Source organism: Gracilibacillus halophilus YIM-C55.5, from assembly GCF_000359605.1.
GTDB classification, from domain to species: Bacteria; Bacillota; Bacilli; order Bacillales; family Amphibacillaceae; genus Gracilibacillus; species Gracilibacillus halophilus.
The window spans coordinates 1-25,770 of sequence record NZ_APML01000034.1 but is presented as its reverse complement, the minus strand read 5'-3'; the positions used below and the strand labels follow the sequence as shown (position 1 = coordinate 25,770).

Below are 25,770 nucleotides of genomic sequence, written 5' to 3'. Positions count from 1 at the left end.
GGTTGTGATTAAAATGTTAGAAGATATTTTGCACAAAGTTGCACAAGGACATGTAACAGCAGATGAAGCTAAAGAAAAACTAGCTACATTTGAAAATTTAGGTTTTGCTAAAGTCGACCACCATCGCACCAAACGTCAAGGTTTTCCTGAAGTGATCTATGGCGAAGGAAAAGAACCGTCACAACTTATCGATATTTCCCGGGCAATAAATGCAAAGCAGGAAAATGTATTTGTTACACGCGTTGATGCAGAGAAAGCGGCAGATATTCAAAATCAAATGCCTGCATTCACATATGATCAAACATCACGTACGTTGTTTCTTGCGAATGGCAAAGAGCGACACCAAGCGTGGCGAGGATATGTTGCAATTGTTTGTGCTGGTACGTCTGATTTACATGTAGCAGAAGAAGCAGCGAAAACAGCTGAAGCTTTTGGGGCAGAAGTGAGGCGGTTTTATGATGTGGGTGTCGCAGGGATTCATCGATTATTCGAGCATATCCATGAGATTCGTCAGGCGACTGTATCTGTGGTCATCGCTGGTATGGAAGGAGCGCTACCGAGTGTTGTCGGAGGATTAGTATCACATCCGGTCATCGCTGTTCCGACGAGTGTTGGTTATGGTGCTAACTTTCAAGGCTTGTCTGCATTGCTCACCATGTTAAATTCTTGTGCTTCAGGAATCAGTGTAGTCAATATCGATAATGGTTTCGGTGGTGCTTATAATGCCATCATGATTCATCAAATCGCAAATCGATCATTATCTGAAGTGAATACAGATTAGAAATATGACGTACGGTTCTTATCTCAATGTGATCTGCAGCAAGCAGCAATGAGTGAGAACCGTTATTTATGTTACAGAGAAAGGAGATATTTACAGAATAAATGGGAGCGGAACTTGCATTGAAAACTTAATTTTTCTTTTGAAATGCTTGAGTAGATACTGTTGGCATGAAAAATGAACGGATGTGTATGTTGACCCGGAAATCGAATCAAGATCACGTGCTGTTTTCCTTGTCATTCAAGTTTTACTGGGAAATCGACCTTATATCTAGAAACTTTTCCTGGTTATCATAAAAAATTTTTGGTCTGCGATTTTTGTAAAACTTCTTCCAATTACGTGTTCTCAATCAACACCTCTATGATATAATTGATCAATGACGAATATCGATAAGTGAGGGAGTTATTCATCATGAAAAAATATAATATATTACTAGTATTATTGATTTTCAGTATACTAGTCGCTTGCAGTAATAAACCTACACCTGAAACCAATGCAAGTGAGCCGAATGATCAGTTAACCCTAGCCATAGGCGGTGAACCTGATGATGGCTTTGATCCGACGACAGGATGGGGACGATATGGATCACCATTGTTTCAAAGTACATTATTAAAGCAAAACAAAGACATGGATATTGGTTATGATGTAGCTACAGATTACACAGTGTCCAATGATGGTCTTGAGTGGACAGTAACCATTCGACAAGATGCCAAGTTTTCAGATGGTGAAGCATTAACAATAGACGATGTCATTTTTACATATCAAACAGCGAAAAAAGCGCAATCTGTTGTCGATCTTACAAATGTACAATCGATGACAAAAATGAGTGATTACAAGGTTACATTCACATTACATGAACCTCAATCGACATTTGTCTATACGTTACAAACGTTAGGTATTGTCCCAGAGCATGCGTATGATGAGAATTATGCTGAAAACCCCATTGGTTCCGGTCCTTATCAGTTGGTCGAATGGCGGAAGGGGGAGCAATTAATTGTAAAACCGAATCCTCATTATTATGGAAGTCAGCCAGCGTTTGAACAACTCACTTTCCTATTTATTGCTGAAGATCAAGCGATTGCAGCGGCCAAAGCAGGAGAATTAGACGTTGTTTCAGTACCGATCACGCAAGCGAATCAAGATTTTACAGGTATGAAACGTGTATCGTTACGAAGTGTTGATAATCGTGGGGTCATGTTACCTTACCTTGAGCCGACGACAAATGGAGAAGGTGAGGCTGTTGGACATGCGGTGACATCGGATATAGCGATTCGTAAAGCAATGAATTATGCAGTTGATCGTCAGGCGATGGTTGAAGGCGTGTTAAATGGTGAAGGGACAGTTGCCTATTCTACTGTAGATGGGCTACCTTGGAAAAATAGTCAAGTAACAATTAACGATGCAAATCAAGCGAAGGCGGAACAAATATTGAATGAAGCCGGTTGGTCTCGTGGAGAAGATGGGGTGTTCAAAAAGAATGGTCAGCGTGCGAGTATGACGCTTTATTACCCTTCAGAAGATCAAATGAGACAATCGTTATCTCTCGTATTTGCTGACATGATGAATAACTTTGGCATTGAAGTGACGACTGAAGGGGCTAGTTGGAATGTGATTGAAGAAAACATGCATTCCCATCCAGTGATGATGGGATGGGGAAGTCATAATCCAGTGGAATTATATTCGCTCTATCATTCTGAGATGCAAGGAATCGATTATTACAATGCGAATTACTATCAAAACTCAACAGTCGATCAATATTTAGAACAAGCCATGCACGCGAAGTCAGAAGAGGTCGCTTATCAATTTTGGCAAAAAGCACAATGGGATGGAGAAACCGGTATGAGTGTACGTGGTGATGCGCCATGGGTTTGGTTAGTGAACCTAAACCATGTTTATTATATCAATGAGCATATAGATATAGGAAATCAAAAAGTTCAGCCTCATGGACATGGCTGGCCTATCACTGATTTAATAACAGACTGGACGTTGAACGAGTAAATCGAGAGGAGACGAGTGCAAATGAAAGAATTTGTCATCAAGCGAACCATACGGTTATTCACCTTATTATTTGCGGTCAGTTTCCTAACGTTTATGCTCGTCTATCTATCGCCAATTGATCCCGTACGAGCGTATATCGGCGCTGATATGCTTCTCATTAGTCCAGAACAACGAGAAGCTATTCAAAGTTATTGGGGATTGAATCAATCGATGTTTCTTCAATATAAACAATGGTTGACGAACTTACTTTCAGGTGATTTTGGCACATCGCTCATTTACCGAACGCCAGTATTCGATGTCATTAGCGATCGCTTTTTTTCATCCATTTTACTCATTGCTATCGCATGGGTATCATCAGGGATTTTTGGTATGGTCTTCGGAACGTTGGCCGCAATGAATGAAGGGAAATGGCTTGATCGCTTTATTAAAGGGTATTGTTATGTACTTTTATCTACACCTGGATTTTGGTTAGGACTATTATTGCTAATGGTATTTTCTGTATGGTTGGGCATATTTCCGACAGGATTAAGTGCTCCTATTGGAATCACTGGTTCAGAAGTTACCTTTATGGATCGGCTGTATCATGCGATCTTACCTGCGATGACACTAAGTGTTGTCGGGGTATCGAATGTTTGTTTACATACACGCCAAAAGCTAGTCGATGTGTTGCGCCAGCCTCATATTCTTCAAGCGCGAGCGAATGGGCTTTTTGGTATGCGCTTATTTATACGACATGGTTTGCGTCATGTGATGATTCCTGCGGTGTCGGTACATTTTGCATCATTTGGTGAATTATTTGGTGGAGCGATTTTAGCAGAACAAGTCTTTAGTTATCCTGGATTGGCTCAAGCAGTGGTCGATGCGGGTCTTCAAGGTGACGTGCCATTATTTTTAGCCATTGTAGTGATGAGTGCGGTGTTTGTGTTTGTAGGAAATTGGCTGGCGGATATGCTTTATTATTTATTAGATCCGCGGTTACGTAGAGGAGAGAAACCATCATGAGAAAACAATTGTGGATACCGCTTGTACTGTTTCTCTTCATTTATAGTCTATCAATTATGATTCAGGAAGAGAGTATCACCATTGCATTAACCGAGAAAAATGAGTCCCCCAGCTGGTCCCATCTATTTGGAACGGATTGGCTAGGTAGAGATATGTTTCTTCGTACGCTAGAGGGCATTCAATTAAGCGTAACGATTGGTTTCGTTACTGCCTTGTTATCGACAACTTTAGGTTTTTTCTTGAGTTTTATAGCTTCTATTCATTCAGTACTCGATCATATCGTCTCTTGGCTCATCGACTTGTTCTTAAGCCTCCCTCATCTGATTACGTTAATATTAATCTCATTCGTGTTAGGAGGTGGTTTTCGAGGAGTGGTGATTGGACTCATGCTCACGCACTGGCCAGTTATTACCCGAGTATTACGTGCCGAGTGGTTGCAGATACAGGAAATGCCGTATGTACAAATGTCGAAGCAATTGGGGAAAGGATTTTGGTGGCGAACGAAGCATCATTTCTTGCCTCATCTATTACCACAAATGATGGTTGGTTTTACCTTAATATTTCCTCATGCGATTTTACATGAGGCAGCGATTACTTTTTTAGGATTTGGGCTATCTGCTGAAGAACCTGCGATTGGGGTTATTTTATCAGAATCGATGCAATATTTATCATCGGGAATGTGGTGGCTTGCCTTTTTCCCAGGTGTAACGCTTCTCGTAATGGTGGTATTGTTCCAATGGTTTGCAAATACATGGAAGCATTATATAGAAAGGGATCGTTCGTATGAAACCTATTTTAACAATTGATCAACTTTCGATTGTTCACCGAGTCAGTGAGCAGCGATTATTGAATCAGGTGACGCTTTCGTTACAACCGGGAGAGGTGCTCGGATTAGTGGGTGCCAGTGGATCAGGAAAAAGTTTACTAGCACAAGGTATTTTTCACTTACTTCCAACAAATCTATACCGAACAGGTGAGATTTATTATAACAAGCGACCCATCACTACCCATGATCGAGGGACGAATCTTGTCTATATTCCTCAATCTGTTGAAGCATTAGATCCACTTATGAAAGTTGGAAAACAAATTGTCGAAGTCATCCGAGAGATGAACCCAGAGCAAAAGATGCTTGAGCTATTGCAACGATTAGGCTTACAGAAAGAAATGGCGAGCAAGTATCCGTTTCAATTGTCAGGTGGAGAAGCTAGAAGAGTCCTTGTTGCGATTGCGTTTGCGACACAGGCTGAAGTGGTGATTGCAGATGAGCCTACACCAGGATTAGATGAGGCGACCAAGCGAGAAGTGATTACTTTGTTTCAAGAATTGCAACAATCAGGAAAAACGATCCTCTTCATTACGCATGACTTTGATGTAGGATTGCAGCTAGCCGATCGTATCGCTGTCATGAATCAAGGCGAAATAGTGGAAGTGGCTGATCAAACGTCTTTTTCAGGTGATGGCGACCAGTTGCAACATCCTTATACAAAAAAACTATGGCAGGCTTTGCCACAAAATGATTTTACAGGGAGTTCGTAAATGCTGACGATATCGAATCTAACGTATCATATAGCGAATAAAGGTTATTTGTTTCAAAATGTCACTTTGTCGGTACAACCGGGTGAAATTGTTGGACTTACTGGTCACAGCGGTATCGGAAAATCAACGTTTGCTAAAGTGGTAGCAGGGTATCTTACACCAGATGAAGGGACTATAAATCGCGTGCAGAATAAACGACAACCTCACCCGGTTCAACTGATTTGGCAACATCCTGAACAAGCCGTAAATCCGAAATGGCGTATTAAAAAAGTGCTTGAAGAAGCTGGACCTATCGATGATGAATGGTTAGAACGCTTACAGATTCATTCGTCATGGCTCAAGCGTTTCCCTGATCAGTTATCAGGTGGTGAATTGCAACGAATTTGTATTGCGAGATGCCTCATGACACGTCCAGACTTTATTATTGCTGATGAAATCACGACAATGTTAGATCCGATCACGCAAGCAGATATATGGGATGTTTTACGACAAATTGCAAAAACAGAAAGCATTGGTATACTCGCGATTAGTCATCATTACGAGTTGCTCGAACGATTGACAGATCGCACGCTTTCATTTGAAACACTTTCCAAAAAATAGATGTGAATCCTCGTCGTCTATGTTATCGTATAAATGGTAGTAAAAAAGAAGAGAGGGGAAAACTTTATGAGGTTGCCACCGACTGAACGGATTGCTGCAGATGCGGTGAAGGCATGGAAAGTAACTGCACATTTAGTAACGGTCATTCCTTTATTACTGACTGTGGCTTCATTAATCCTTCCATCATTTGTTGATTTTTTTAATTACTGGATTGGTGCAGGGCTTGCCGTTTTTACCATTGTTTTATGGGTGTTTTCGGCCATTATTCTTCCTAATTTACGATGGAAGCGATGGAGATATGAAGTATTTGACCAAGAAATTTATATTCAACATGGAATATTAATTGTGACACGCACGCTCGTACCTATGATTCGCGTGCAACACGTCGATACTCAACAAGGACCGATTTTAAAAAAGTATGGTCTGGCTACGTTGGAAATTTCAACTGCAGCGACAACACATGAAATTCCAGCGCTTTTGGAAGCGGAAGCATCGGATTTACGTGATCAAATTTCAGAATTAGCGAGGGTGGAGCAAGATGATGTCTAAACCGAAACGTCTTCATCCACTTTCCATGTTGTTTACGGTGATTCAAACCATTAGACAGATGATTGTTAGCTTATTACCACCTTTTATCATTGCTATAGGAGATCGCTCCTGGTTGATACTCGGAGTTGCTACAAGCTTGTTTCTTGTATTGATTGTGATTTATCAAGTCTTGTCTTGGTTTCGTTATACATATCAAGTGGAAGACGATCAAATTCGAATCGAGCAAGGAATCCTCATTCGAAAAAGGCGGACGATCTCAAAACATCGCATCCAATCCATTGATCTGTCACAAAGTGTCATTCATCGGATCTTCGGTTTAACGAAAGTACAAATTGAAACAGCCGGCAATGACCATAATATTGATGCGAAGTTACATGCTGTGAGAATGCATGAAGGAAAAGCATTACACGATCATTTGAAATATAATAAGCATCAAAACGCTCAGGATCATGAAGCATCGGAACCGTTGAATCAGACTGAAAACGAAAAAAATGCCAAACATTATCCTTCGAAAACGATTCGTTTGCAGTCGTTATTCATTGCAGGTTCTACATCAGGTAGTTTTGGTGTGATCATTGGTTTAATTGGGGTTTCCTTTTCCGAACTGGAGTCATTAATTCCCGATCATTATTATAATCGTTTAACCAATTGGGTATTTGAACAGGCTATACCTACATTTATATTTCTTGCGATTTTTTTCTTCATATTACTTTGGGCATTTGGCATATTGATGACATTGGTTCAATATTGGAATTTTACAATTACCCGTTATGATAAAGAATTATTTATTACAAGAGGCTTGTTGGAAAAGAAACAATCAACCATACCGTTGAAACGAATTCAAGCCGTAGGAATCAATGAAACTGTCATTCGTCAGCCATTAGGTTTTGCTACGTTATATGTTGAAGTGGCTAGTGGCGAGGTGACAAATAGTCCAGAGATGTATACGATATTATTTCCGTTAATAAGGAAAAAACAAATCGCTGCATTTTTAGAAGAATTATTACCAGAGTATCGTTATACGCAATCGTCAATGGCCCATGTACCGAAACGAGCGTTACCTTATTATCTTGTTCGTATGGGGGTTCTTCCTTTGATAGCAACGACGATTGTAGGCATTTTTGCTTTCGAGTGGATTGTGCTTCCATTAGTTATAACTGTACTCGCGCTTATACTTGCTTATTTTCAGTATAAGGTGGCAGGTTACCAAATTGAAGGGGATCAACTCACCTTACAAAGTCGTAAAATCAATAAAGATACAGTGTTTGTGAATCATAAACGATTGCAATCATTTAAGCTCAAACAGCATATATTTCATCGAAAGCAGGATTTAGCTTCACTAGATACAGCTATTCTTAGTCGTTTTGCTGGTAGACATCTTATTTTAAAAGAATTGAATGAACATGATGTAGACAGGATCGCTAACTGGTATTCTTATCGAAACGAAGATATATAGCAACATGGTGAATCGTCACTTTAATAGTGGCGATTTTTAGTTGACTATCTTTTGAATCAGGAGTAAAATTTTTCACAAGGGAAACTTTTTATAGGTATTTGCATATAAATAGAGATGTACGATTACTCAAGGGAGAGGAGAACGAATGGACGATGTTTGGATTTGACGGTGTATGGTTAGCATTTAGTTTAACGTTGTTAGCTGGTTTAGCGACAGGTGTTGGAAGTGTGCTCGCTTTTTTTACTTCTAGTACGAATACGAAATTTCTATCGTGGGCGCTCGGTTTTTCGGCGGGTGTGATGATTTATGTGTCTATGGTTGAAATTTTTGTAAAAGCGAAAGAATCTTTAGTCAGTTCACAAGGTGAAATTGCAGGGAACTGGTTTACGGTTGTTGGCTTTTTTGCAGGGATGATTTTGATTGCATTAATTGACCGTTTGATTCCGAAACAAGGAAATCCTCATGAATTAAAAAAAGTGGAAGATATGAAAGAAACCAAATCGACTGCAAGTGGGGACAAAAGTTTACTTAAGATGGGGACGTTTACGGCTTTAGCGATTACGATTCACAATTTTCCTGAAGGGATTGCTACATTTACTTCGGCCCTACAAGATCCTGGTTTAGGCGTTGCCATTGCCGTAGCGATAGCGATTCATAATATCCCTGAAGGAATTGCTGTATCTGTACCGATTTATTTTTCAACCGGAAATAAGAAAAAAGCGTTTCGCTGGTCATTTTTGTCGGGGCTTTCGGAACCGTTAGGAGCAATTGTCGCTTACTTATTCTTGATGCCATTTCTAACGGACTTGATGTTTGGTATTATTTTTGCAGCGGTAGCGGGGATTATGGTGTTTATATCTCTAGATGAACTCCTTCCTGCAGCCAAGAAATATGATGAAGCACATACATCGATTTATGGTTTAATCGCCGGAATGGCAGTGATGGCCTTAAGTTTATTATTATTCATCTAAAGTTTAATGAGTCCAAGAACGATATTGGAAAAAATGAACCGTAAGTGTACAGAGGATCTGTATATTTGCGGTTTTTTTATTTGTCTCACATAATTTACAAGATGCAGGTAAAGACTATAACTAGCCATACAAAATTGAAAACAAAGGAATTATTGATATGAGCGGAATGAAACGATATTTGCTAAGTGAAAAGATCCGATCGAAGGCCTATTTCAGACCACTACATCCTATTAAGAGAGTGTGCGGTTCGGGATGATTCAGGAACGGGCCATTGAAAAACTGTTCTGGAGCATTGCATTTCCTGGATTCGGTCAATTTTTGAATGGGAAATACTTTAAAGGAACAGTTCTCTTATTATTAGAATTTTTGGTCAATGTGCAAGGCAATTTTAATCGGATCATTATACTTAGCTTTCAAGGTCAAATGGAACAAGCCATTCAACAAGCGAATTATCATTGGTTAATGTTCTATCCATGTATCTATTTTTATGCGATTTGGGATGCCTATCGTGATGCAGGTGGTGCGAGGAAACCATTTTCATTCATGCCGTTTGTTTTTTCCGCCTATTTTGTAACCATTGGTGTCATTTATTCACCATTCGTTCCTTTGCTAGGTCCTGTGTGGCTGCCCATTATTAGTGTGATTCCTGGTTTATTAAGCGGGTATTTCCTACAATATATATTGAAGCGCTCGGTAACTAGTACGTTAGGTGGCGATAAGTAATATGAGATGGCGTTCCTTTCTCCAACGTAACAATACAAAAAATAATCAAGCAGAAAATTTTTCAATTGAATTGGTTAAAGATTTAAATGAAAATATTAAAAATTTGGAAAATTTACTTGGCAAACCAGATGATTTGGTTGTACGAAAATTTCGCGTGCGAGGTACGAATCATCGTTGCGCGATTGCTTATATTGAAGGACTAGTGGACACTCAATACATACGTAACCAAGTGATGAGTCATATTCAACTAGACGAAGATTTAAACCAAATACCTGATCAAAAACAGGCTTTATTTGAAACATTGTATGAAGAAATCATGTCAGCAACGGCAGTGAAAAAAAAGAAGACGTTGGATGATTTGTCGAAAGGGATTTTAAGTGGCAGTACCATTTTCTATTTAGACGGATTGGCCGAAGTCTTTGTTATTAGTTCGCAAGGTTGGGAAAAGCGTCAAATACAAGAACCCGTTTCCGAAACGTTGATTCGTGGACCAAGAGAAGGATTTGTCGAGAATATACGGACGAATATTGTATTGATTCGCCGATATATTCAAGATCCGAATCTTCGGTTTGAAACACATAAAGTGGGCCGACGATCAAAGAAAAATTTAGTGGTAAGTTATGTGGACGGTGTGATTCATCCAGATATTGTACAGGAAGTGAATCGTCGGTTACAAACGATCGATATGGATGATGCTCCCGAAACAGGATTTATTGAGCAGTGGATTGAAGATAGTTTTCTATCACCTTTCCCACAGATGATGAATACCGAACGCCCAGATAAAGTTGCAGCTTCTCTATTACAAGGAAAGGTAGCCATTTTACTGGACGGTACACCGTTTGTCTTAATTGCTCCTACTACATTAGGAAACTCTCTACAGTCACCAGAAGATTATTACGAACGTTGGACAGTAGGATCATTACTTAGAGTGTTACGTTATATTGCAGCATTTATTGCGGTATTTTTACCGGCTGTGTATGTTGCGTTAGTCTCTTTTCACCCAGGAATGATTCCATCAGATTTAGCTTTTTCAATTGCTGCGTCAAGAGAGGGCGTGCCGTTCACCCCGTTTGTTGAAGCGCTATTAATGTCAGGGACAATGGAATTATTGCGTGAAGCAGGTGCTCGCTTACCGAAAACCATCGGGCAAACCATTGGTATTGTTGGTGGTCTCGTAATTGGTGATGCTGCCGTTCGAGCGGGTGTCGTTAGCCCGATTATGGTTATCGTCGTAGCATTAAATGCGATTGCTTCTTTTTCACTACCTGCATACAGCATAGCGATTGCATTCCGGATTATTTTGTTTGGCATACTTATTCTTTCAGGGATATTAGGTCTCTATGGCATCATTTTAGGCTATATTATGATCAATATTCATATTGTCAATTTGAAAAGTATCGGTGTACCTTATTCGACGCCTTATGCTCCAACATTTTATCGTGATTGGATGGATTTGTTTGTTCGTTTACCAATAACTGTTTTTACGAAACGACCAAAATATATGAAACCAATGGATAAATCCTCTGCAAATAAAGGAGATCACTAAACATGACAGGTTTTCAGTATGCTGATGAGCAATTGAGTGAACGTGAATTAATGATCGCACTTCCAAGCTTTATGATCGGTGTAGAAGCCTTATCTATGCCGAGAGAAGTTGCATCTGCGACAACTGGGTTGGACGGGGTTTTTTCGGTGATAGCAGCTGGTGTGGTTGTTGCGGGTTTGACATGGTGGACGGCCAAGTTTGTATCCAAATTTCCTAGAGAATCATTTCTTACTTATGCATCACGTATTGTAACAAAACCGATTGCTTGTATTTTAAGTCTTTTTTTTATTTTCTTATTTGTTGCGATTGCTGCATACCAAGTGCGCAGTTTAGCTGACATCGGTAAAATATATTTGTTTGATCAGACCCCTATTGAGGTGGCTTCTTTGTCTTTTTTATTGATTATTGTGTATGCGGTAGGTGGCTCAAGAGCTGGTATAATGCGTATTAATATGTTGTTTATTCCGTTCATCATTATTTTCGCATTTGTTGTTTTTTTCTTTAATATAAATTGGTTTGAAGTTAAACATGTAACGCCATTGTTTCAGACCGATATCAATGGATATATAAAAGGGTTGGGTAGAAGCATATTTTTCGGTGGGTTTATTATTTTATGGTTTTATATAGCATATGTGGAAAATCCGAAAGATACACCAAAGATGGTAACAAAAGGGATTTTGATTCCATTGGTTTTGTTTACGATTCTTTATGTAGGTTGTATCGCTGCCTATAGCAATGTGGTGACATCCAATCTCATTTATCCAACGATTGAGTTAGCAAAAATGATTGAAATTCCTGGTGGGATCCTCGAACGATTTGATTCGATATTTTTCGTGATTTGGATTATGGCAATTTTTAATACAGCAGCGATGGCTTACGATTTAGCAGTACTTGGCATTCAAATGTTGTTGAAGAGGAAAGGAAAAAAAACGATTGTCCTATCGATTGCTCCAGTTGTGTTTTTCATTGCCATGTTGCCACGTAATTTATTAGAAGTTTCGACTTTTGGGGAAGTGACCGGCTATGTTTCATTCTATTATTCGATTGCTGTTTTGTTATTGTTTGTTATCATTGCCAAGTTCAGAGGAGTGAAAGGAAATGGCTAGACGATTACTTTCTTGTTCATTTCTTGTATTAACTATGATTTTTTTAAGTGGTTGTTGGGATGAAAATCCAATAGAAAATTTCGGTTTTGTGATTGGCAGTGCCTTAGATTTGGGTGAAGATCATAGTTCAGAAACCCCCTCTGTGACATTAACGAATCAGTTTGCCGTTCCCTCTGGCTTTACAGTACCAAGTCAAGGAGGCGGTGGTAATCAACAAGCATACAAAAATTTGTCGGTTACAGGAAATAGTGTCTTTCATATGAATCGTGATATGTCAAAAGAGACGAGCTTAACGCCAATTTATGATCATTTGAAACTAATTGTTGTTTCATCAGAATTAGCACAGCAAGAAAAAATGTTCTCTAGTGTAGTGGATTTTTTTTTACGAGATCATGAAATGCGTAGAGGTATACGTATAGTAGTGTCAGAAAGTTCTGCAAAATCAATTTTTGATATTGTACCAAAGTACGAAAAGACCCCAGCGTTATACGTTAATTCGATTATGAAAAATAATACAAAAACAATTGAAGTCATCCCTTCGGTCAGAACTGCTAAACTACATCGCGATTTATTAAATAAAAGTAGCTTTGTTATTCCTATAGTAAAGGTGAAAGGTGAAGAAATTAAGTCGGAAGGCGGTGCAATTTTTAACGGACCAAATAATAAAATGGTAGGAAAACTTAATGCCTTTGAAACAAAAGGATATAATTTAATCAAAGGAAAAATCAATGGTGGGGTCATCAATTTCCAGGTAGATGATCAGTTAATGGTTTATGAAATTGAGGATACAAGTAGCAAGGTGAAAATAAATCCAGAGAATCCAGACCAAGTAAAAATTGATATAAAAATTGAAATTTCAGGATCGGTTGGTGAGATGTTTGGTCATAAGACATTGATTAATGAAGATTATCAGAAGGAAATCAAACAGAAAATTGAAGAATCAATAGAAGAACTTATCATGAATGTGGTTAGTAAAGCTCAACAAGAGTGGAAAGTGGATATTTTTGGTTTTGATCAAAAGTTGAAGAGTAGTCACTCTGGTAAATGGAGGGGAATGGAAGGAGATTGGAATGCTGGCAAACAATTGTTTACAAAAAGTGTTATTAATGTTTCTTCACAAGTGACATTGGAGCATATTGGATCAACCGATCGAACCAAAGATAGGGGCGTGAAATGATGTCTAAATTGTTAGAGTTTGTTCCCGAACGAATTGTCATCATTTGTACGATTTTAGCATTTCTTTTTCCTTACATTATCCATAAAATCAATCAACTGTTGCATAAGAACGGAGATCCTCCTTGGAAAAAGAATAAATCATGAATAGTTTTTTTGTACTGATAAACACTAGAACATGTATAGGAAGGAGGCGTTCAGCTTGAATGAACATAACATCCACTTAACGTCATCTGAGATCGGATCGCTTTGGACGATTTATATGAATGAAACGATGTCAGAGTGTATGTTAAGGTTTATGTTACAACATATTCAAGATGAAGATATTGAACCGATTGTACGTTATGCTTATGATATATCGTCGAATCATGTCAAACAGTTGACAGCGATTTTTGAAAGTGAACATTTTGCTATACCGAAAGGGTTTGGTGATGAAGATGTTAACATGGAAGCGCCGTGGTTATTTACGGATTCATTTTGTCTGACGTATGTCAATCAAATGAGCAAGGTAGGAATGGTTACATACAGTAGCTTTGTATCCATGAGTTATAAAAGGAGCATTCGAGATTTTGTATCAAATGCGCTAAATGATGTGTTAAGTTTATTTAATGAGTCAATGGATGTTTCTTTAGCAAAGGGATTAAATGCGAGACATCCATATATTGAAGTCCCTCATCATTCATCTTTTATTCATCATAACAATTATTTTAGTGGGCTGAACCCCTTTAGCGACAAGAGGCCATTAAATGCGATTGAAATTTCTCACTTATATTTAAATGTCATGACTAATAGCTTAGGTGAAAATCTTTGCTTAGCGTTTGCACAAACATCACCAATGCAGGAAGTGCAAGATTTCATGTTGAAAGCAAAGAAAATGTCACAGAAGCATATTAAGATTTTCTCTGAAACATTGCAAGATAATGATATTCAAACCCCTCAAGTACCAGATGTGTCGATAAGTAATTCGACAACCCCTACCTTTTCAGATAAGTTGATGATGTTTCATTTAACGTTAATTATATCAACCGGAACAGGAAACTATGTGATGGCAGGAGCGGTTAGTCAACGGATCGATTTGGTCTTGAATTATGAGCGATTATCTTTCGAAGTAGGACAATTGGCCAAGCGAGCAGCGAATTTAATGGTGAAATATCATTGGTTAGAACAATCACCTGGCACACCAAATCGTGAACAACTCGCAAAGGGAAAAGATAAAAGTTGATTCAATTCTAGCTTCAGTTTAGGGCTTTTACTATATCGTGATTTAGTAAAAGCCTTTTTTGTGAATAGTTTTATTAAACTGTTGCAATGTATATAAGGGATTGTTATAATGTAAAACGTGCTTAAAAAATGTAAAGATTTGTTGAATTTTTAGTAATTTTATGATGCGGGTGTAGTTTAGTGGTAAAACCTCAGCCTTCCAAGCTGATGTCGTGGGTTCGATTCCCATCACCCGCTCCATTACATAGGTGTGAACGTAGTGTTTCGTTTGAAAATGAAGCATTACGTTTTTTTATTTTCATTAATCATTACTTAGGCTTCGTAACTTAGGTAGTGAGCGTATTTTTAATATTTTAAAAGGTATAATTACTCATTGTTAAACAAATAATCCAAGAAACTTTGTTCAGACAGTGGACAAACTAACGATAACACAGTATAATAAACATTATCGTGAAACCCCTTACAAAACATAAAAACTTAGAGTATACTATGATATTTATTAAAGTGAGGTGAATGAGAAGAAATAGGGTAAGTGTGTTTTCACGAAAACTTGTAAAGGAGAGATTCAAATGGGTAGAAAAGTACCTATAATATCTGGGATTGCATTATCGTCCTTATTATTATTTGGTTCAACTGTATCGGCACAAGATACGGAAGCTCTTCATGCAACTGATGTACCATCGATGAAAGAACATTTTAAAGAATCATTTAAGATTGGAGCAGCAGTAGAGCCGCATCAATTAGAAGGTGAATCAGCAGATGTATTAAAATATCATTATAATAGCATCGTAGCAGAAAATGTTATGAAGCCTGAAACCATTCAACCTGAGGAAGACGAATTTAATTGGGAAGAAGCAGATAAGATTGTTGAATTCGCTAATGAAAATGATATGGATTTACGTTTTCATACACTAATATGGCATAGTCAGATACCTGATTGGTTCTTTCTAGATGAAGAAGGAAATCCAATGGTTGATGAAACTGACGAAGAGAAGCGAAAAGAAAATAAGGAATTGTTACTTGATCGATTAGAGACACATGTTAGGACGATTGTTGAACGTTATAAAGATGATGTCGATGCTTGGGATGTTGTCAACGAAGTAATCGATGATGGTGAACCTAATGAGCAAGGGTTACGCGAATCACCGTGGTATAAAATTACGGGAACAGAGTATATTAAGCGAGCATTTGAAGTTGCACGTGAATATGGTGGTGAAGATGCAAAGCTTTTTATTAACGATTATAATAATGAAGTATCGCCTAAAGATGATCATTTTTATAACTTAGTTAGTGACCTTGTTGAAGATGGAGTACCGATTGATGGAGTAGGCTTCCAATCTCATATTCAGTTAGGTTGGCCTACAATTGAAGAATCAAAGGAAGCTTTTGAAAGATTTGTCGACTTGGGATTAGATATACAAGTGACAGAACTAGATGTTAGTATTTATGGTTGGCCTCCAAGTGGTGAGTACAACAGATATGATGAGATTCCTGCCGAAGTGCTTAGCAAACAAGCAGACCGTTATACAGAGTTGTTCGATCTATATAAAGAATTGGATGCGAATATTAGCAATATCACTTTTTGGGGAATTGGAGACGATCACACTTGGCTAGATGATCGCGCTTCTGAACATAGTGATGATGGCGTTGGAAAAGACGCTCCATTTGTTTTTGACACTGAATTCAACGTCAAACCAGCCTATTATGCGATGATGGGGATGGAAAATCCGAATGTTGATGAAGAATCAGAAGAAAATGAAGAAGACACTACAGATGAGAATAAAGACAACTCCTCTGAAGAAACTGATAACACCTCGGAAGACACTACAGATGAGAACAAAGACAACTCCGCTGAAGAAACAGATAATACCTCAGAAGACACTACAGATGAGAACACAAACAATCCCGCTGAAGAAACTGATAACACCACAGAAGAAGAGAAAGAAGAAGGCGCTGCCCTTGCAGATACATCGACCAACTTTCCAATAGGCTTAGTAATCGGAACTATTATACTTCAAATCGGTGGACTTTTATTATTTAGTCGAAAACAAGTTCAATCTTGACCGTTGATAACAAAAGGGATAGGTGTAGCCTTGCATCTATCCCATTTTAACAATTTATAATAAAGGTGATAAAGATGAAACAAAAGCTAGCTATTTTGTTGATTGCCATTGGCATTTTTACGATAGGATGGAACGTCTATCATTGGTATGTACAAGCTGATACAGTTACGGCAAATAGTCAACAAGCAAGATCCATTGATGCAAATTGGCATAACACTGTGATGCAAACCGGCATTTCTGATTTAGCCCAGGAAGTAAAACAAGATGATGAAGAATTAAACGAAGGTGATGAAATCGGCACGCTAACAATCCCTAAATTAGAGAAGATTTATCCGATTTATTTCGGAACCGATCAAGAAACGTTAGAAGATGGGACTGGCTTGTATGATACGCCTTATACAGTACTACCCAATCAAAATGGCCATACAGCGATAGCAGGTCATCGAGATACGGTTTTTATTGGCTTAGATGAACTAGAAGATGGTGATCGACTCTATATTACATTCAATCATACGAAATATGAATATCAAATTCGTAAAACATGGGTCACAAATGCAGAAGACCGAACAGTAATTGTCGAAAAAGAAGAGCCCACCTTAACGCTAACGACCTGTTATCCGTTTGATTTTGTAGGACCAGCCCCAGATCGATATATTGTTGAATCGGAACTAATCAGTAAGGAAACACTAAAATAAATGACTACTTCTTACGTACATGAACATAATCTTGGCAGTGTAGAAGGATGAAATAGTTTTTCTAAGAAAAATACTTGAATACCTTGTTGAAAAAATTGTATCCTAGGTAGAGCAAAAAGTAAGAAAAGGAGTTTCGATAGCATGAAGCAATTGCAACAACTCTTACAACAAATAGACGGAAAAGGGTACAAAGCATATAAATCACTTCAAGGTCGTTATTCCTTCCATCGTTATGAGGTATGCGTGGATTACGTGCAAGGAGATCCGTTTGCATCGCCTTCGAAAATTCGCATTGTCATCCCAGATGCGTATCGGCCTATCAAACAAGAATGGAAAGAAGACCGCAACCGAAACGTTTATACTGCTGACCGTATCGCTCGTTCAGTCGCCAAAGCCATCCAACAGGAGTCATCAAGAAGTAAAGGCTCAGGGAAAAGCGGCATGATTGAAATTGATCAGCCGGGTCAAGAAATTCTTGAACGAACAGCGGTCCAAGTTCACCAAGATAAAACGGTGATTTGCTTTTCTGTCGGACTGCCTGCCAACGGTCGAAAAATTAACGGTCGGGAAGCGGATAAACTATTCTTCAATATCATTCCTGCCATTCTAAAGAATTCGATATTTTCTATTACGGATCAACAGATTGAAGACAGTGTTCAGCTAGCCGATCAACATCAAGTGATTCGGCAATTGATGCAAGAGAATGACTGGATTGCTTTTGTTGCCGATGATTCCGTATTGCCACGCTCAAGTGGTGTAAGCAATCAACCGTTAAAAGACGCTGTTCCTTTCAAAAGTCCAGAAGCCAATCGTGTCGAAATGAATATCCCGCATCGCGAGAAGCCGTTAGCGGGTATGGCGATTAAGAAAGGAATTTCACTTATTGTAGGTGGTGGCTATCACGGAAAGAGTACATTGCTTCAAGCGTTAGAACGAGGGGTTTATCATCATATTCGTGGAGACGGCAGAGAATATGTTGTAACAGATCCGAACGCTGTTAAAATTCGAGCAGAAGATGGTCGCCAAGTAACTTCTGTGAATATTTCTGCCTTTATTAATGATTTGCCTCACGGTCAAGATACAAAACAGTTTACAACGGAGAATGCAAGTGGTAGTACATCCCAAGCAACAAATGTCGTTGAAGCGATCGAAGCTGGTGCGACAAGTCTGTTAATTGATGAAGATACAAGTGCCACCAACTTTATGATACGTGACGTACGTATGCAAGAATTGGTGAATCAAGAGAAAGAACCGATTACACCATTTATTGATAAAATTAAACAACTTCGCGATGACTTAGATGTATCCAGTATACTTGTGATGGGGGGATCGGGTGACTATTTTGATGTAGCTGATGATGTGATTATGATGGATCAATATGTGCCGCACAATGTCACCGATCAGGCAAAAGAAATTGTAAACAAGTACCCGGTCACGCGTCACGCGAAAAAAGAAACGTTGACAGAGAATATGAATCAACGCATCTTTTTACCGAATAGCCTTGATTTACGAAAAGGAAAGAAAAAGAAAGTTCAGGCGAAAGGCTTAACGAATATTATGATGGGTAATTCCACGATTCAACTGCATGATGTCGAACAATTGGTGGATGCGTCACAAACAAGAGCGATTTCCGAGATTCTTCGCTATATGGAAGGTCAAGGTACGCTTAAGCAACAAAAAACACTCACAAACCTTTTGGATGAATTAGAAACGATCATTGATCAATACGGCTTACAGGCATTTGCCCCATTTCCAAAGCAACATCCAGGTGATTTGGCGAGACCGAGACGTTTTGAAGTGGCTGCGTGTCTTAACCGTATGCGAACAGCGAAAGTAAAACAATAGGAGGTGACAAGAGCAATGGCCTATGAACAGCTGAAGCAAGAAGTAATTGCCTATAGCAAAGAAATCGGCATTGATAAAATCGGCTTTGCGAGTGCTGAACCATTTGCCGAATTAAAAGCAAGATTGAAAGAACAACAAGAACTTGGTTATGCGTCTGGTTTTGAAAAAGGAACGATTGAAGAACGAACTGAACCAAAGCGGTTAATGCCTGGAGCTGAATCATTGATTGCTATTGCTCTTAGTTATCCGACAAGAATGAAAAATGAACCCAAAAGTGTAAAAGGCGATCGTCGTGGCATGTTCGCTCGTGCTTCATGGGGAACAGACTATCATATTGTGTTGAAGGAAAAGTTAGATAAACTCGCGGCATTTTTGCAAGAGAAACTGGCGGGTTTTGAATCACGATCGATGGTGGATACTGGTGAATTATCGGATCGAGCAGTGGCAGAACGGGCTGGTATTGGATTCAGTGGAAAAAACACATTAATGATTTCACCAGAATACGGTTCCTATATTTATTTAGGAGAAATGATTACCAATGTTCCGTTCACCCCTGATGATACGATAACGGACGGGTGTGGAACGTGTACGAAATGTATTGATGCGTGCCCAACAGGGGCGTTAGTCGAGCCAGGTCGACTTAATTCACAAGCTTGTATGGCGTTTCAATCATTGACGAAAGGGTTTATGCCAGATGAGCATCGGAATAAATTAGGGAACTTGATTTATGGTTATGAAACGTGTCAAGTCGTTTGTCCCTATAATCGGGACGTTGATTTTCATCATCATGAAGAATTTGAGCCTGATCCGGAACTCGTGAAGCCACGCTTACTTGATCTGTTATCAATATCGAATCGTGAATTTAAAGAAAAATTCGGCAAAATGGCTGGATCATGGCGCGGAAAAAAACCTTTACAACGAAATGCGATCCTATCTTTAGCCCATTATAAAGAAAAAGCTGCGACAGATAAGTTAATTGAGCTTATGCAGCAAGATCCACGCCCTGTGATTCGAGGCACGGCTGCTTGGGCGATAGGAAAAATCGGAGAAGAAAAAGGGTTTGACGCGATCGAAGAAGCAATGAAGCGAGAAAGTGATCATGAAGTACTTGTCGAAATGGAAAAAGGGCTCGATTTTCGCATTGAACATACAAACTAAAATGTTGATTCAGGCTAGACCTACATCGCTCATGCTAGAATGATCTCGTTCATGCTCATAAGGGAGAGGAATGGATTGTATTATGACGAAGTCGATTCACCGTTAGGAACGATTACGCTTATCGGGGATCAAACGAATTTATTTTCATTGTTTTACGGCACGTTTATTGAGAACCAGATGGATGTCATCAATTGGTGTCAGAAACATGGCCTACCAACAGACATGACACAATCGTCGAATCATTTTACCTCAGCCATTCATCAATTAGACGAATATTTTCAAGGAAAACGCCAAACCTTTTCGATCTCGTATCAATTGTTTGGCACAACGTTTCAAAAGAAGGTATGGCACGCACTCATAAAAAATGTACCATTCGGTGACATATGGTCATATAAAGATTTAGCTGAGCAAGTCGGTTCACCTAAAGCTGTGCGAGCCATTGGTGGAGCGATGAACAAAAATCCAATCTCGATTATTGTTCCTTGTCATCGGGTGATTGGAACGAGTGGTAAACTCGTTGGTTACGGTAGCGGTGTCGATAAAAAACAATATCTCTTACAATTAGAAAAGGGGAAGTCGTAATGGCTTCCCCTTTCTTTAAATGATAGATTACTCTTCGCTTTCTTCTTGACCACCGGAACCTTCTTCTTGTTCTACATTCTCATCAGCTGGAGCATCTTCTCCTTCATCTCCGCCACATGCTGTTAACATTCCAATGGTTAATGTACTGACACCTAGGATCGCTAATAGTTTTTTTCTCATCGATTGGCCTCCTTTGATTATTTTTTAAACCCAATGTCTATCATATGTGTTATGGATAGGAAAATCACTAGAATTTACCAAAAATTAAAAATTTTATAAATGTAATAACATTTCCCATGATTTTTATACAAATGGCCTCACTCGTTCTTTACTTCTTAATTATTCCGTCACACATAATATAGTAGTATCACCTGTTGTAAGGGAGTGAAGATTTGATGAATAAAATGGAGACTTTGCATCAGTATTGGCAAAAAAAATGCACGAATAAGAAAGAGCCCCATCCTTTTTTCCGAAAAATTGACTTACATAAGCGTCGTGATAAGCACGTCAAAGAAATTGGTGTATCAGGAAGAAAAATGAGTGAAACAACCGACGAAATTGATTACCAACTTCATATAAAGTTTTTGATTCAAGATCAAGAAACATATTATCATGAGGAAGAAGTTGAAACACATCGAGCCTTTATCGATCATCAAAAGCGCATCCATGATAGAGTAATCACACGACAAAAAATAGAAAATATACGGCCAGTACACGTAACGTCTTACGAGGAGGTGCCTCGTTTTTCATATGATCGAAGAAAAGCGGTGCAATATGCTGAGCGTTGGTGGAATAACGCGAATCCAACTTATCGTTACTTTGAAGACAATGATTGTACCAATTACATTTCACAATGTTTACGCGCGGGAGGGGCTCCGATGTGGGGAGCACCGAATCGTTCGCGCGGCTGGTGGTACAATGATGAGAGTTGGAGTTATAGCTGGTCAGTAGCGAATGCATTTCGCTGGTATTTGAGTGGTTCGAATGTTGGATTAAAAGGAAAGGAATTGGATCATGCTTCAGATTTACTACCAGGCGATGTGATTTGTTATGATTTTCAAGGTGATGGAAGATGGGATCACAATACGATTGTTGTGGCTAAAGATCATGAAAACATGCCCTTAGTGAATGCACATACAAACAATAGCAGGCATCGGTACTGGACGTATGAAGACTCTGCGGCATGGACGCCCGAATGTGAATATCGCTTTTTTCGAATTGGGGAGGAATAACGTGCACAGGTAAAAAAGTGTGTTATAATAGCTTCGTTAATCAAGGAAGTTAGAGGTGACGAGATTGGCAATTCACGTAGTTTTATTCCAACCAGAAATCCCAGCAAATACAGGGAATATTGCACGGACTTGTTTAGCTACTGGTGCACAATTACATTTAATTCGTCCACTTGGATTTTCGACGGATGATAAAATGGTGAAAAGAGCTGGTTTGGATTATTGGTATGATGTGGACATCAGCTATCATGATCAATTAACAGACTTGTATGAAGCTTATCCGAATGGCGAATTTTATTATATTGAAAATTTCGGTGAAGGTTATTATACCGATTATGATTTTAGCAATAGCGATCAAGAGCTTTTTTTCGTCTTTGGTAGAGAAAGCGACGGTATTCCAAAAGAGTTAATCGCTGGAAAAGAAGATCGTTGTTTGAAAGTTCATATGACTGATCAAGTGCGTTCGCTGAATTTAGCCAATACAGCTGCCATCATTATATATGAAGCATTAAGGCAGCAAGCTTTTCCAGGGCTACAATAAAATGATTGAAAGGTTCTCATTGCTTATGTTGATGAGAATCTTTTTTTGTAGAAATTGATGCTCCTTTTCGCGTGAAACAGAAGAAAGGATTATAGCTGTTTGCATGGAAAATTGATATATACTTCAAATAGAAGACGTGGAAGCAGTTGTTTGCATCGAAAATGAATATATGCGTCAAACACGGGTCTGCATAGCACTTGTTTGCATTGAATATTCGCTTATCATGCAAAACGCTAAATTATAATGAACTGTTTGCAGGATAAAACTGGTTGATATGAAAATATAAAAAAGAATTCGTAAAAATGAGTTGCTATTGGTAACTTTTTTTCATATACTATATTCAAACAATCAAACGAATATTTGAATGAGGGATGAGAATGGTTAATCAAAAGAATCGAAAGACAGTGACTTGTGATACGTATTGCTATAATGAAGCAGTAGTCAATCGGTTAACGCCAAAAATGGAAGAGATGAATGGCGTAGAAATGTTGTTTAAAGCGTTATCTGATGCTACTCGATTAAAAATCACTTATGCTTTAACCTTAGAAGATGAACTTTGTGTCTGTGATGTGGCGAATATTTTAGGTACAACGACAGCAACAGCATCGCATCACCTACGCACACTACGGAATATGGCTTAGCCACATATCGTAAAGAAGGCAAACTCGTTTTCTATTCATTAAAGGATCAACACATGGTTCAATTAGTTACAAATGCGAAAATTCATCAAAAGGAAGGAATTGCTCATGGCTGAGAAGCAAATATATCGTTTGCAGGGACTTTCATGTACAAATTGTGCAGCAAAATTTGAGAAGAATGTACGTGATTTAGACACAGTGGAAGATGTAGAATTAAACTTTGCTGCAGCTAAATTAACGGTTCATGGTCATCCATCGTTGGAACAGTTAGAGAAGGCCGGTGCTTTTGATCACATTCAAGTCTATCCAGAAAAGCAGCCGCAAAAGACGATCCCGTTCTATCGAAAAAAAGATAATCAACTGACAGCTGTATCATTATTATTTGTCGTCATCGGCTATGTTTTCTTATTTCAATTTGGTGATCATCATGGACTGACGCTGGCATCTTTTGCTTCAGCTATTGTTATTGGCGGCTTTGACTTGATGAAGACAGGCGTTCAAAACTTATTTCGTTTCCGTTTTGATATGAAAACATTGATGACGATTGCTGTGATTGGTGCTGTCTTGATTGGTGAATGGGCAGAGGCGGCAGTTGTTGTTTTCTTATTTGCTTTAAGTGAAGCGTTAGAGAATGCTTCGATGGCCAAAGCGCGTGATTCGATTCATTCATTAATGGAAGTCGCGCCAAATCGTGCCACAATAAAGAAAGATAATCAGTTCGTTGAGATGGACGTCGATGAAGTCAATATTGGAGATATTATGGTCGTTAAGCCTGGTGAAAAGATGGCCATGGACGGTGAAGTGGTGGATGGCCATTCATCGGTAAACGAAGCAGCCATTACGGGTGAATCACAAGCCGTGGAAAAAACGGAAGGACAAGAAGTCTTTGCAGGTTCATTAAATGAAGATGGAGCATTAATGGTGCGCGTAACGAAGACAAGTGATGATTCAACTATTGCACGCATTATTCATCTCGTAGAAGAAGCGCAAACGCAGAAAGCACCGGCCCAACAACTCATTGATCGTTTTGCAAAATATTATACACCGGCCATACTAATCATCGCATTAGTTGTCATATTTGTCCCACCAGTTCTGTTTCAAGCGTCATGGCAAGAATGGATTTATAATGGTCTTGCTGTGTTGGTTGTCGGTTGTCCATGTGCGTTAGTGATATCGACCCCCGTCGCTATTGTCACAGCCATCGGAAATGCTGCCCGTAATGGTGTGTTGATCAAAGGCGGTGCTATTTAGAAGCGATGGCGAATCTAAAAGCGATCGCATTTGATAAGACAGGAACATTGACGGAAGGAAAGCCGAGTGTAACGAATATTTTATCATTTAAGGAAAGCGAAGAGGAAGTATTACAGATTGCGGCAGCTCTTGAGTCCTATTCAGAACATCCGTTAGCACAGGCCATTTTACAAGAAGCGGTAGATTTGCCACGTGTAGAAGCAACGGACTTTCAATCTCTACCCGGAAAAGGTGTGAAAGCAACCATTGACGGTGTCACATATCAAATCGGAAATGCAACACTGTTTTCACACATCGATCGACCAGATATTGATGAGTGGGAGCAACAAGGTAAAACAGTGGTGTTTGTCGGAACAACAGATCATGTGATTGGTTGTATCGCTATGGCTGACGAACCAAGAGACCGCGTATCGAAAGTCATAAAACGTCTTCATCAACACAACGTCGAGCATACTATTATGTTAACGGGGGATAACCAACGAGTTGCTCAATCGATAGCAAGCAAAATGAACGTATCGGACATTAAGGCAAATCTTTTTCCTGAAGAAAAATGGACCGCACTGAAAGAGTTGAAACGAAAATATCCTCAAGTGGCAATGGTTGGTGACGGAATTAATGATGCACCGGCTTTAGCAGAAGCCTCTGTTGGAATAGCCATGGGTGGTGCAGGAACGGATGTGGCATTAGAAACAGCGGATGTTGCATTAATGGGAGATGATCTAGACAAACTACCGGATTCAATCGAATTAAGTAAGAAAACATTGCAGATCATTAAGCAAAATATTGGTTTTGCTCTTGCATTAAAAGCGTTGGCGTTATTACTCGTGATTCCAGGATGGCTCACATTGTGGTTAGCGATTTTCGCAGATATGGGAGCAACACTACTCGTTGTGTTAAATGCTCTACGTTTAGCAAAAAAAGCTCAAAAATAAAAAATGAGGCTGGGACAAAACTAAATAGCAAGAGCGAGAATCCGAACAATTTCAAGTTAAGCGTAGGCAAAATACGGAGACTCCTGCGGGAACGCACGAGCTGAAGATCCACTGTGTGAAGTATTCATCTTCACACAGTTAGCTGCAGACGTGCCCGCGGTATAGGATACACTGCGA

General features: G+C 39.1%; 23 protein-coding genes, 1 tRNA gene and 2 pseudogenes. 25 read left to right on the top strand and 1 reads right to left on the bottom strand.

Annotated elements, in window-relative coordinates; all coding sequences use genetic code 11:
• Window positions 1-13 precede the first annotated feature (13 nt).
• The 21 genes from larB to J416_RS09090 all read left to right on the top strand — a co-directional run bounded on the left by larB (window position 14) and on the right by J416_RS09090 (window position 21,002).
• Window positions 14-781 carry a nickel pincer cofactor biosynthesis protein LarB gene (gene larB, locus J416_RS09185; protein WP_003469179.1) on the top strand — a complete coding sequence of 256 codons (768 nt, stop codon included), beginning with the start codon at window positions 14-16 and terminating at the stop codon, window positions 779-781.
• Window positions 782-1,189: 408 nt separating this feature from the next.
• A complete protein-coding gene (locus J416_RS09180; protein ID WP_003469178.1) occupies window positions 1,190-2,776 on the top strand; it encodes an ABC transporter substrate-binding protein in 1,587 nt (528 codons plus the stop codon).
• Between the two features lie 21 nt (window positions 2,777-2,797).
• Entirely contained in the window at window positions 2,798-3,778 is a 981-nt protein-coding gene (locus J416_RS09175) for an ABC transporter permease (RefSeq protein WP_003469175.1), read from the top strand.
• Entirely contained in the window at window positions 3,775-4,584 is an 810-nt protein-coding gene (locus tag J416_RS09170) for an ABC transporter permease (RefSeq protein ID WP_003469173.1), read from the top strand. The genes J416_RS09175 and J416_RS09170 overlap by 4 nt, the downstream gene beginning before the upstream one ends.
• Entirely contained in the window at window positions 4,562-5,314 is a 753-nt protein-coding gene (locus J416_RS09165) for an ATP-binding cassette domain-containing protein (protein WP_003469171.1), read from the top strand. Before J416_RS09170 ends, J416_RS09165 begins: the two co-directional genes overlap by 23 nt.
• Entirely contained in the window at window positions 5,315-5,914 is a 600-nt protein-coding gene (locus J416_RS09160) for an ABC transporter ATP-binding protein (RefSeq protein WP_003469167.1), read from the top strand. It abuts the gene before it with no gap.
• Between the two features lie 66 nt (window positions 5,915-5,980).
• Entirely contained in the window at window positions 5,981-6,463 is a 483-nt protein-coding gene (locus tag J416_RS09155) for a PH domain-containing protein (RefSeq protein ID WP_003469164.1), read from the top strand.
• The gene (locus tag J416_RS09150) at window positions 6,456-7,919 is read left to right on the top strand and encodes a PH domain-containing protein (RefSeq protein WP_003469163.1); all 1,464 of its coding nucleotides are present in this window, start codon (window positions 6,456-6,458) and stop codon (window positions 7,917-7,919) included. The genes J416_RS09155 and J416_RS09150 overlap by 8 nt, the downstream gene beginning before the upstream one ends.
• Before the next feature lie 152 nt (window positions 7,920-8,071).
• A complete protein-coding gene (gene zupT, locus J416_RS09145) occupies window positions 8,072-8,890 on the top strand; it encodes a zinc transporter ZupT (protein ID WP_003469162.1) in 819 nt (272 codons plus the stop codon).
• A gap of 252 nt (window positions 8,891-9,142) precedes the next feature.
• Window positions 9,143-9,613, top strand: coding sequence for a hypothetical protein (locus J416_RS09140; protein ID WP_003469160.1), 471 nt, complete (start codon window positions 9,143-9,145; stop codon window positions 9,611-9,613).
• Between the two features lies 1 nt (window position 9,614).
• Window positions 9,615-11,159, top strand: a complete 1,545-nt coding sequence (locus tag J416_RS09135) for a spore germination protein (protein WP_003469158.1) — start codon at window positions 9,615-9,617, stop codon at window positions 11,157-11,159.
• A gap of 2 nt (window positions 11,160-11,161) precedes the next feature.
• Window positions 11,162-12,265, top strand: coding sequence for a GerAB/ArcD/ProY family transporter (locus J416_RS09130; protein ID WP_003469156.1), 1,104 nt, complete (start codon window positions 11,162-11,164; stop codon window positions 12,263-12,265).
• Complete coding sequence (locus tag J416_RS09125) at window positions 12,258-13,442, top strand: Ger(x)C family spore germination protein (RefSeq protein WP_003469154.1); 1,185 nt, start codon at window positions 12,258-12,260, stop codon at window positions 13,440-13,442. The genes J416_RS09130 and J416_RS09125 overlap by 8 nt, the downstream gene beginning before the upstream one ends.
• Complete coding sequence (locus tag J416_RS15940; RefSeq protein WP_003469152.1) at window positions 13,442-13,585, top strand: hypothetical protein; 144 nt, start codon at window positions 13,442-13,444, stop codon at window positions 13,583-13,585. The genes J416_RS09125 and J416_RS15940 overlap by 1 nt, the downstream gene beginning before the upstream one ends.
• 55 nt (window positions 13,586-13,640) lie before the next feature.
• Window positions 13,641-14,660, top strand: coding sequence for a DUF3231 family protein (locus tag J416_RS09120; protein WP_003469150.1), 1,020 nt, complete (start codon window positions 13,641-13,643; stop codon window positions 14,658-14,660).
• A gap of 165 nt (window positions 14,661-14,825) precedes the next feature.
• Window positions 14,826-14,899, top strand: a tRNA-Gly gene (locus J416_RS09115).
• 329 nt (window positions 14,900-15,228) lie between these two features.
• Window positions 15,229-16,722 (top strand): endo-1,4-beta-xylanase, encoded by a 1,494-nt coding sequence (locus J416_RS09110; protein WP_003469147.1) that lies wholly within the window; start codon window positions 15,229-15,231, stop codon window positions 16,720-16,722.
• Between the two features lie 74 nt (window positions 16,723-16,796).
• A complete protein-coding gene (locus J416_RS09105) occupies window positions 16,797-17,417 on the top strand; it encodes a class D sortase (RefSeq protein ID WP_003469144.1) in 621 nt (206 codons plus the stop codon).
• 141 nt (window positions 17,418-17,558) lie between these two features.
• Window positions 17,559-19,262: an ABC-ATPase domain-containing protein gene (locus tag J416_RS09100; protein WP_003469141.1), complete on the top strand. Its 1,704-nt coding sequence runs from the start codon at window positions 17,559-17,561 to the stop codon at window positions 19,260-19,262.
• A 15-nt stretch (window positions 19,263-19,277) separates the two neighbouring features.
• Complete coding sequence (queG, locus tag J416_RS09095; protein ID WP_003469138.1) at window positions 19,278-20,420, top strand: tRNA epoxyqueuosine(34) reductase QueG; 1,143 nt, start codon at window positions 19,278-19,280, stop codon at window positions 20,418-20,420.
• 75 nt (window positions 20,421-20,495) lie between these two features.
• On the top strand, window positions 20,496-21,002 hold the full coding sequence (locus J416_RS09090) for a methylated-DNA--[protein]-cysteine S-methyltransferase (RefSeq protein WP_003469136.1): 507 nt from the start codon (window positions 20,496-20,498) through the stop codon (window positions 21,000-21,002).
• A 27-nt stretch (window positions 21,003-21,029) separates the two neighbouring features.
• On the opposite strand, the gene J416_RS15780 is transcribed toward J416_RS09090, so the two are convergent.
• A complete protein-coding gene (locus J416_RS15780; protein WP_156809563.1) occupies window positions 21,030-21,182 on the bottom strand; it encodes a hypothetical protein in 153 nt (50 codons plus the stop codon).
• 215 nt (window positions 21,183-21,397) lie between these two features.
• On the opposite strand from J416_RS15780, the gene J416_RS09085 reads away from it, so the two are divergent.
• From J416_RS09085 to J416_RS09070, 4 genes and pseudogenes are all read left to right on the top strand, one after another.
• The gene (locus J416_RS09085) at window positions 21,398-22,234 is read left to right on the top strand and encodes an amidase domain-containing protein (RefSeq protein WP_003469133.1); all 837 of its coding nucleotides are present in this window, start codon (window positions 21,398-21,400) and stop codon (window positions 22,232-22,234) included.
• A gap of 64 nt (window positions 22,235-22,298) precedes the next feature.
• On the top strand, window positions 22,299-22,772 hold the full coding sequence (locus J416_RS09080; protein WP_003469130.1) for a tRNA (cytidine(34)-2'-O)-methyltransferase: 474 nt from the start codon (window positions 22,299-22,301) through the stop codon (window positions 22,770-22,772).
• Window positions 22,773-23,149: 377 nt separating this feature from the next.
• A pseudogene (locus J416_RS09075) lies at window positions 23,150-23,526 on the top strand (ArsR/SmtB family transcription factor).
• Window positions 23,519-25,593: pseudogene (locus J416_RS09070) on the top strand (heavy metal translocating P-type ATPase). The pseudogenes J416_RS09075 and J416_RS09070 overlap by 8 nt, the downstream one beginning before the upstream one ends.
• Window positions 25,594-25,770 lie beyond the last annotated feature (177 nt).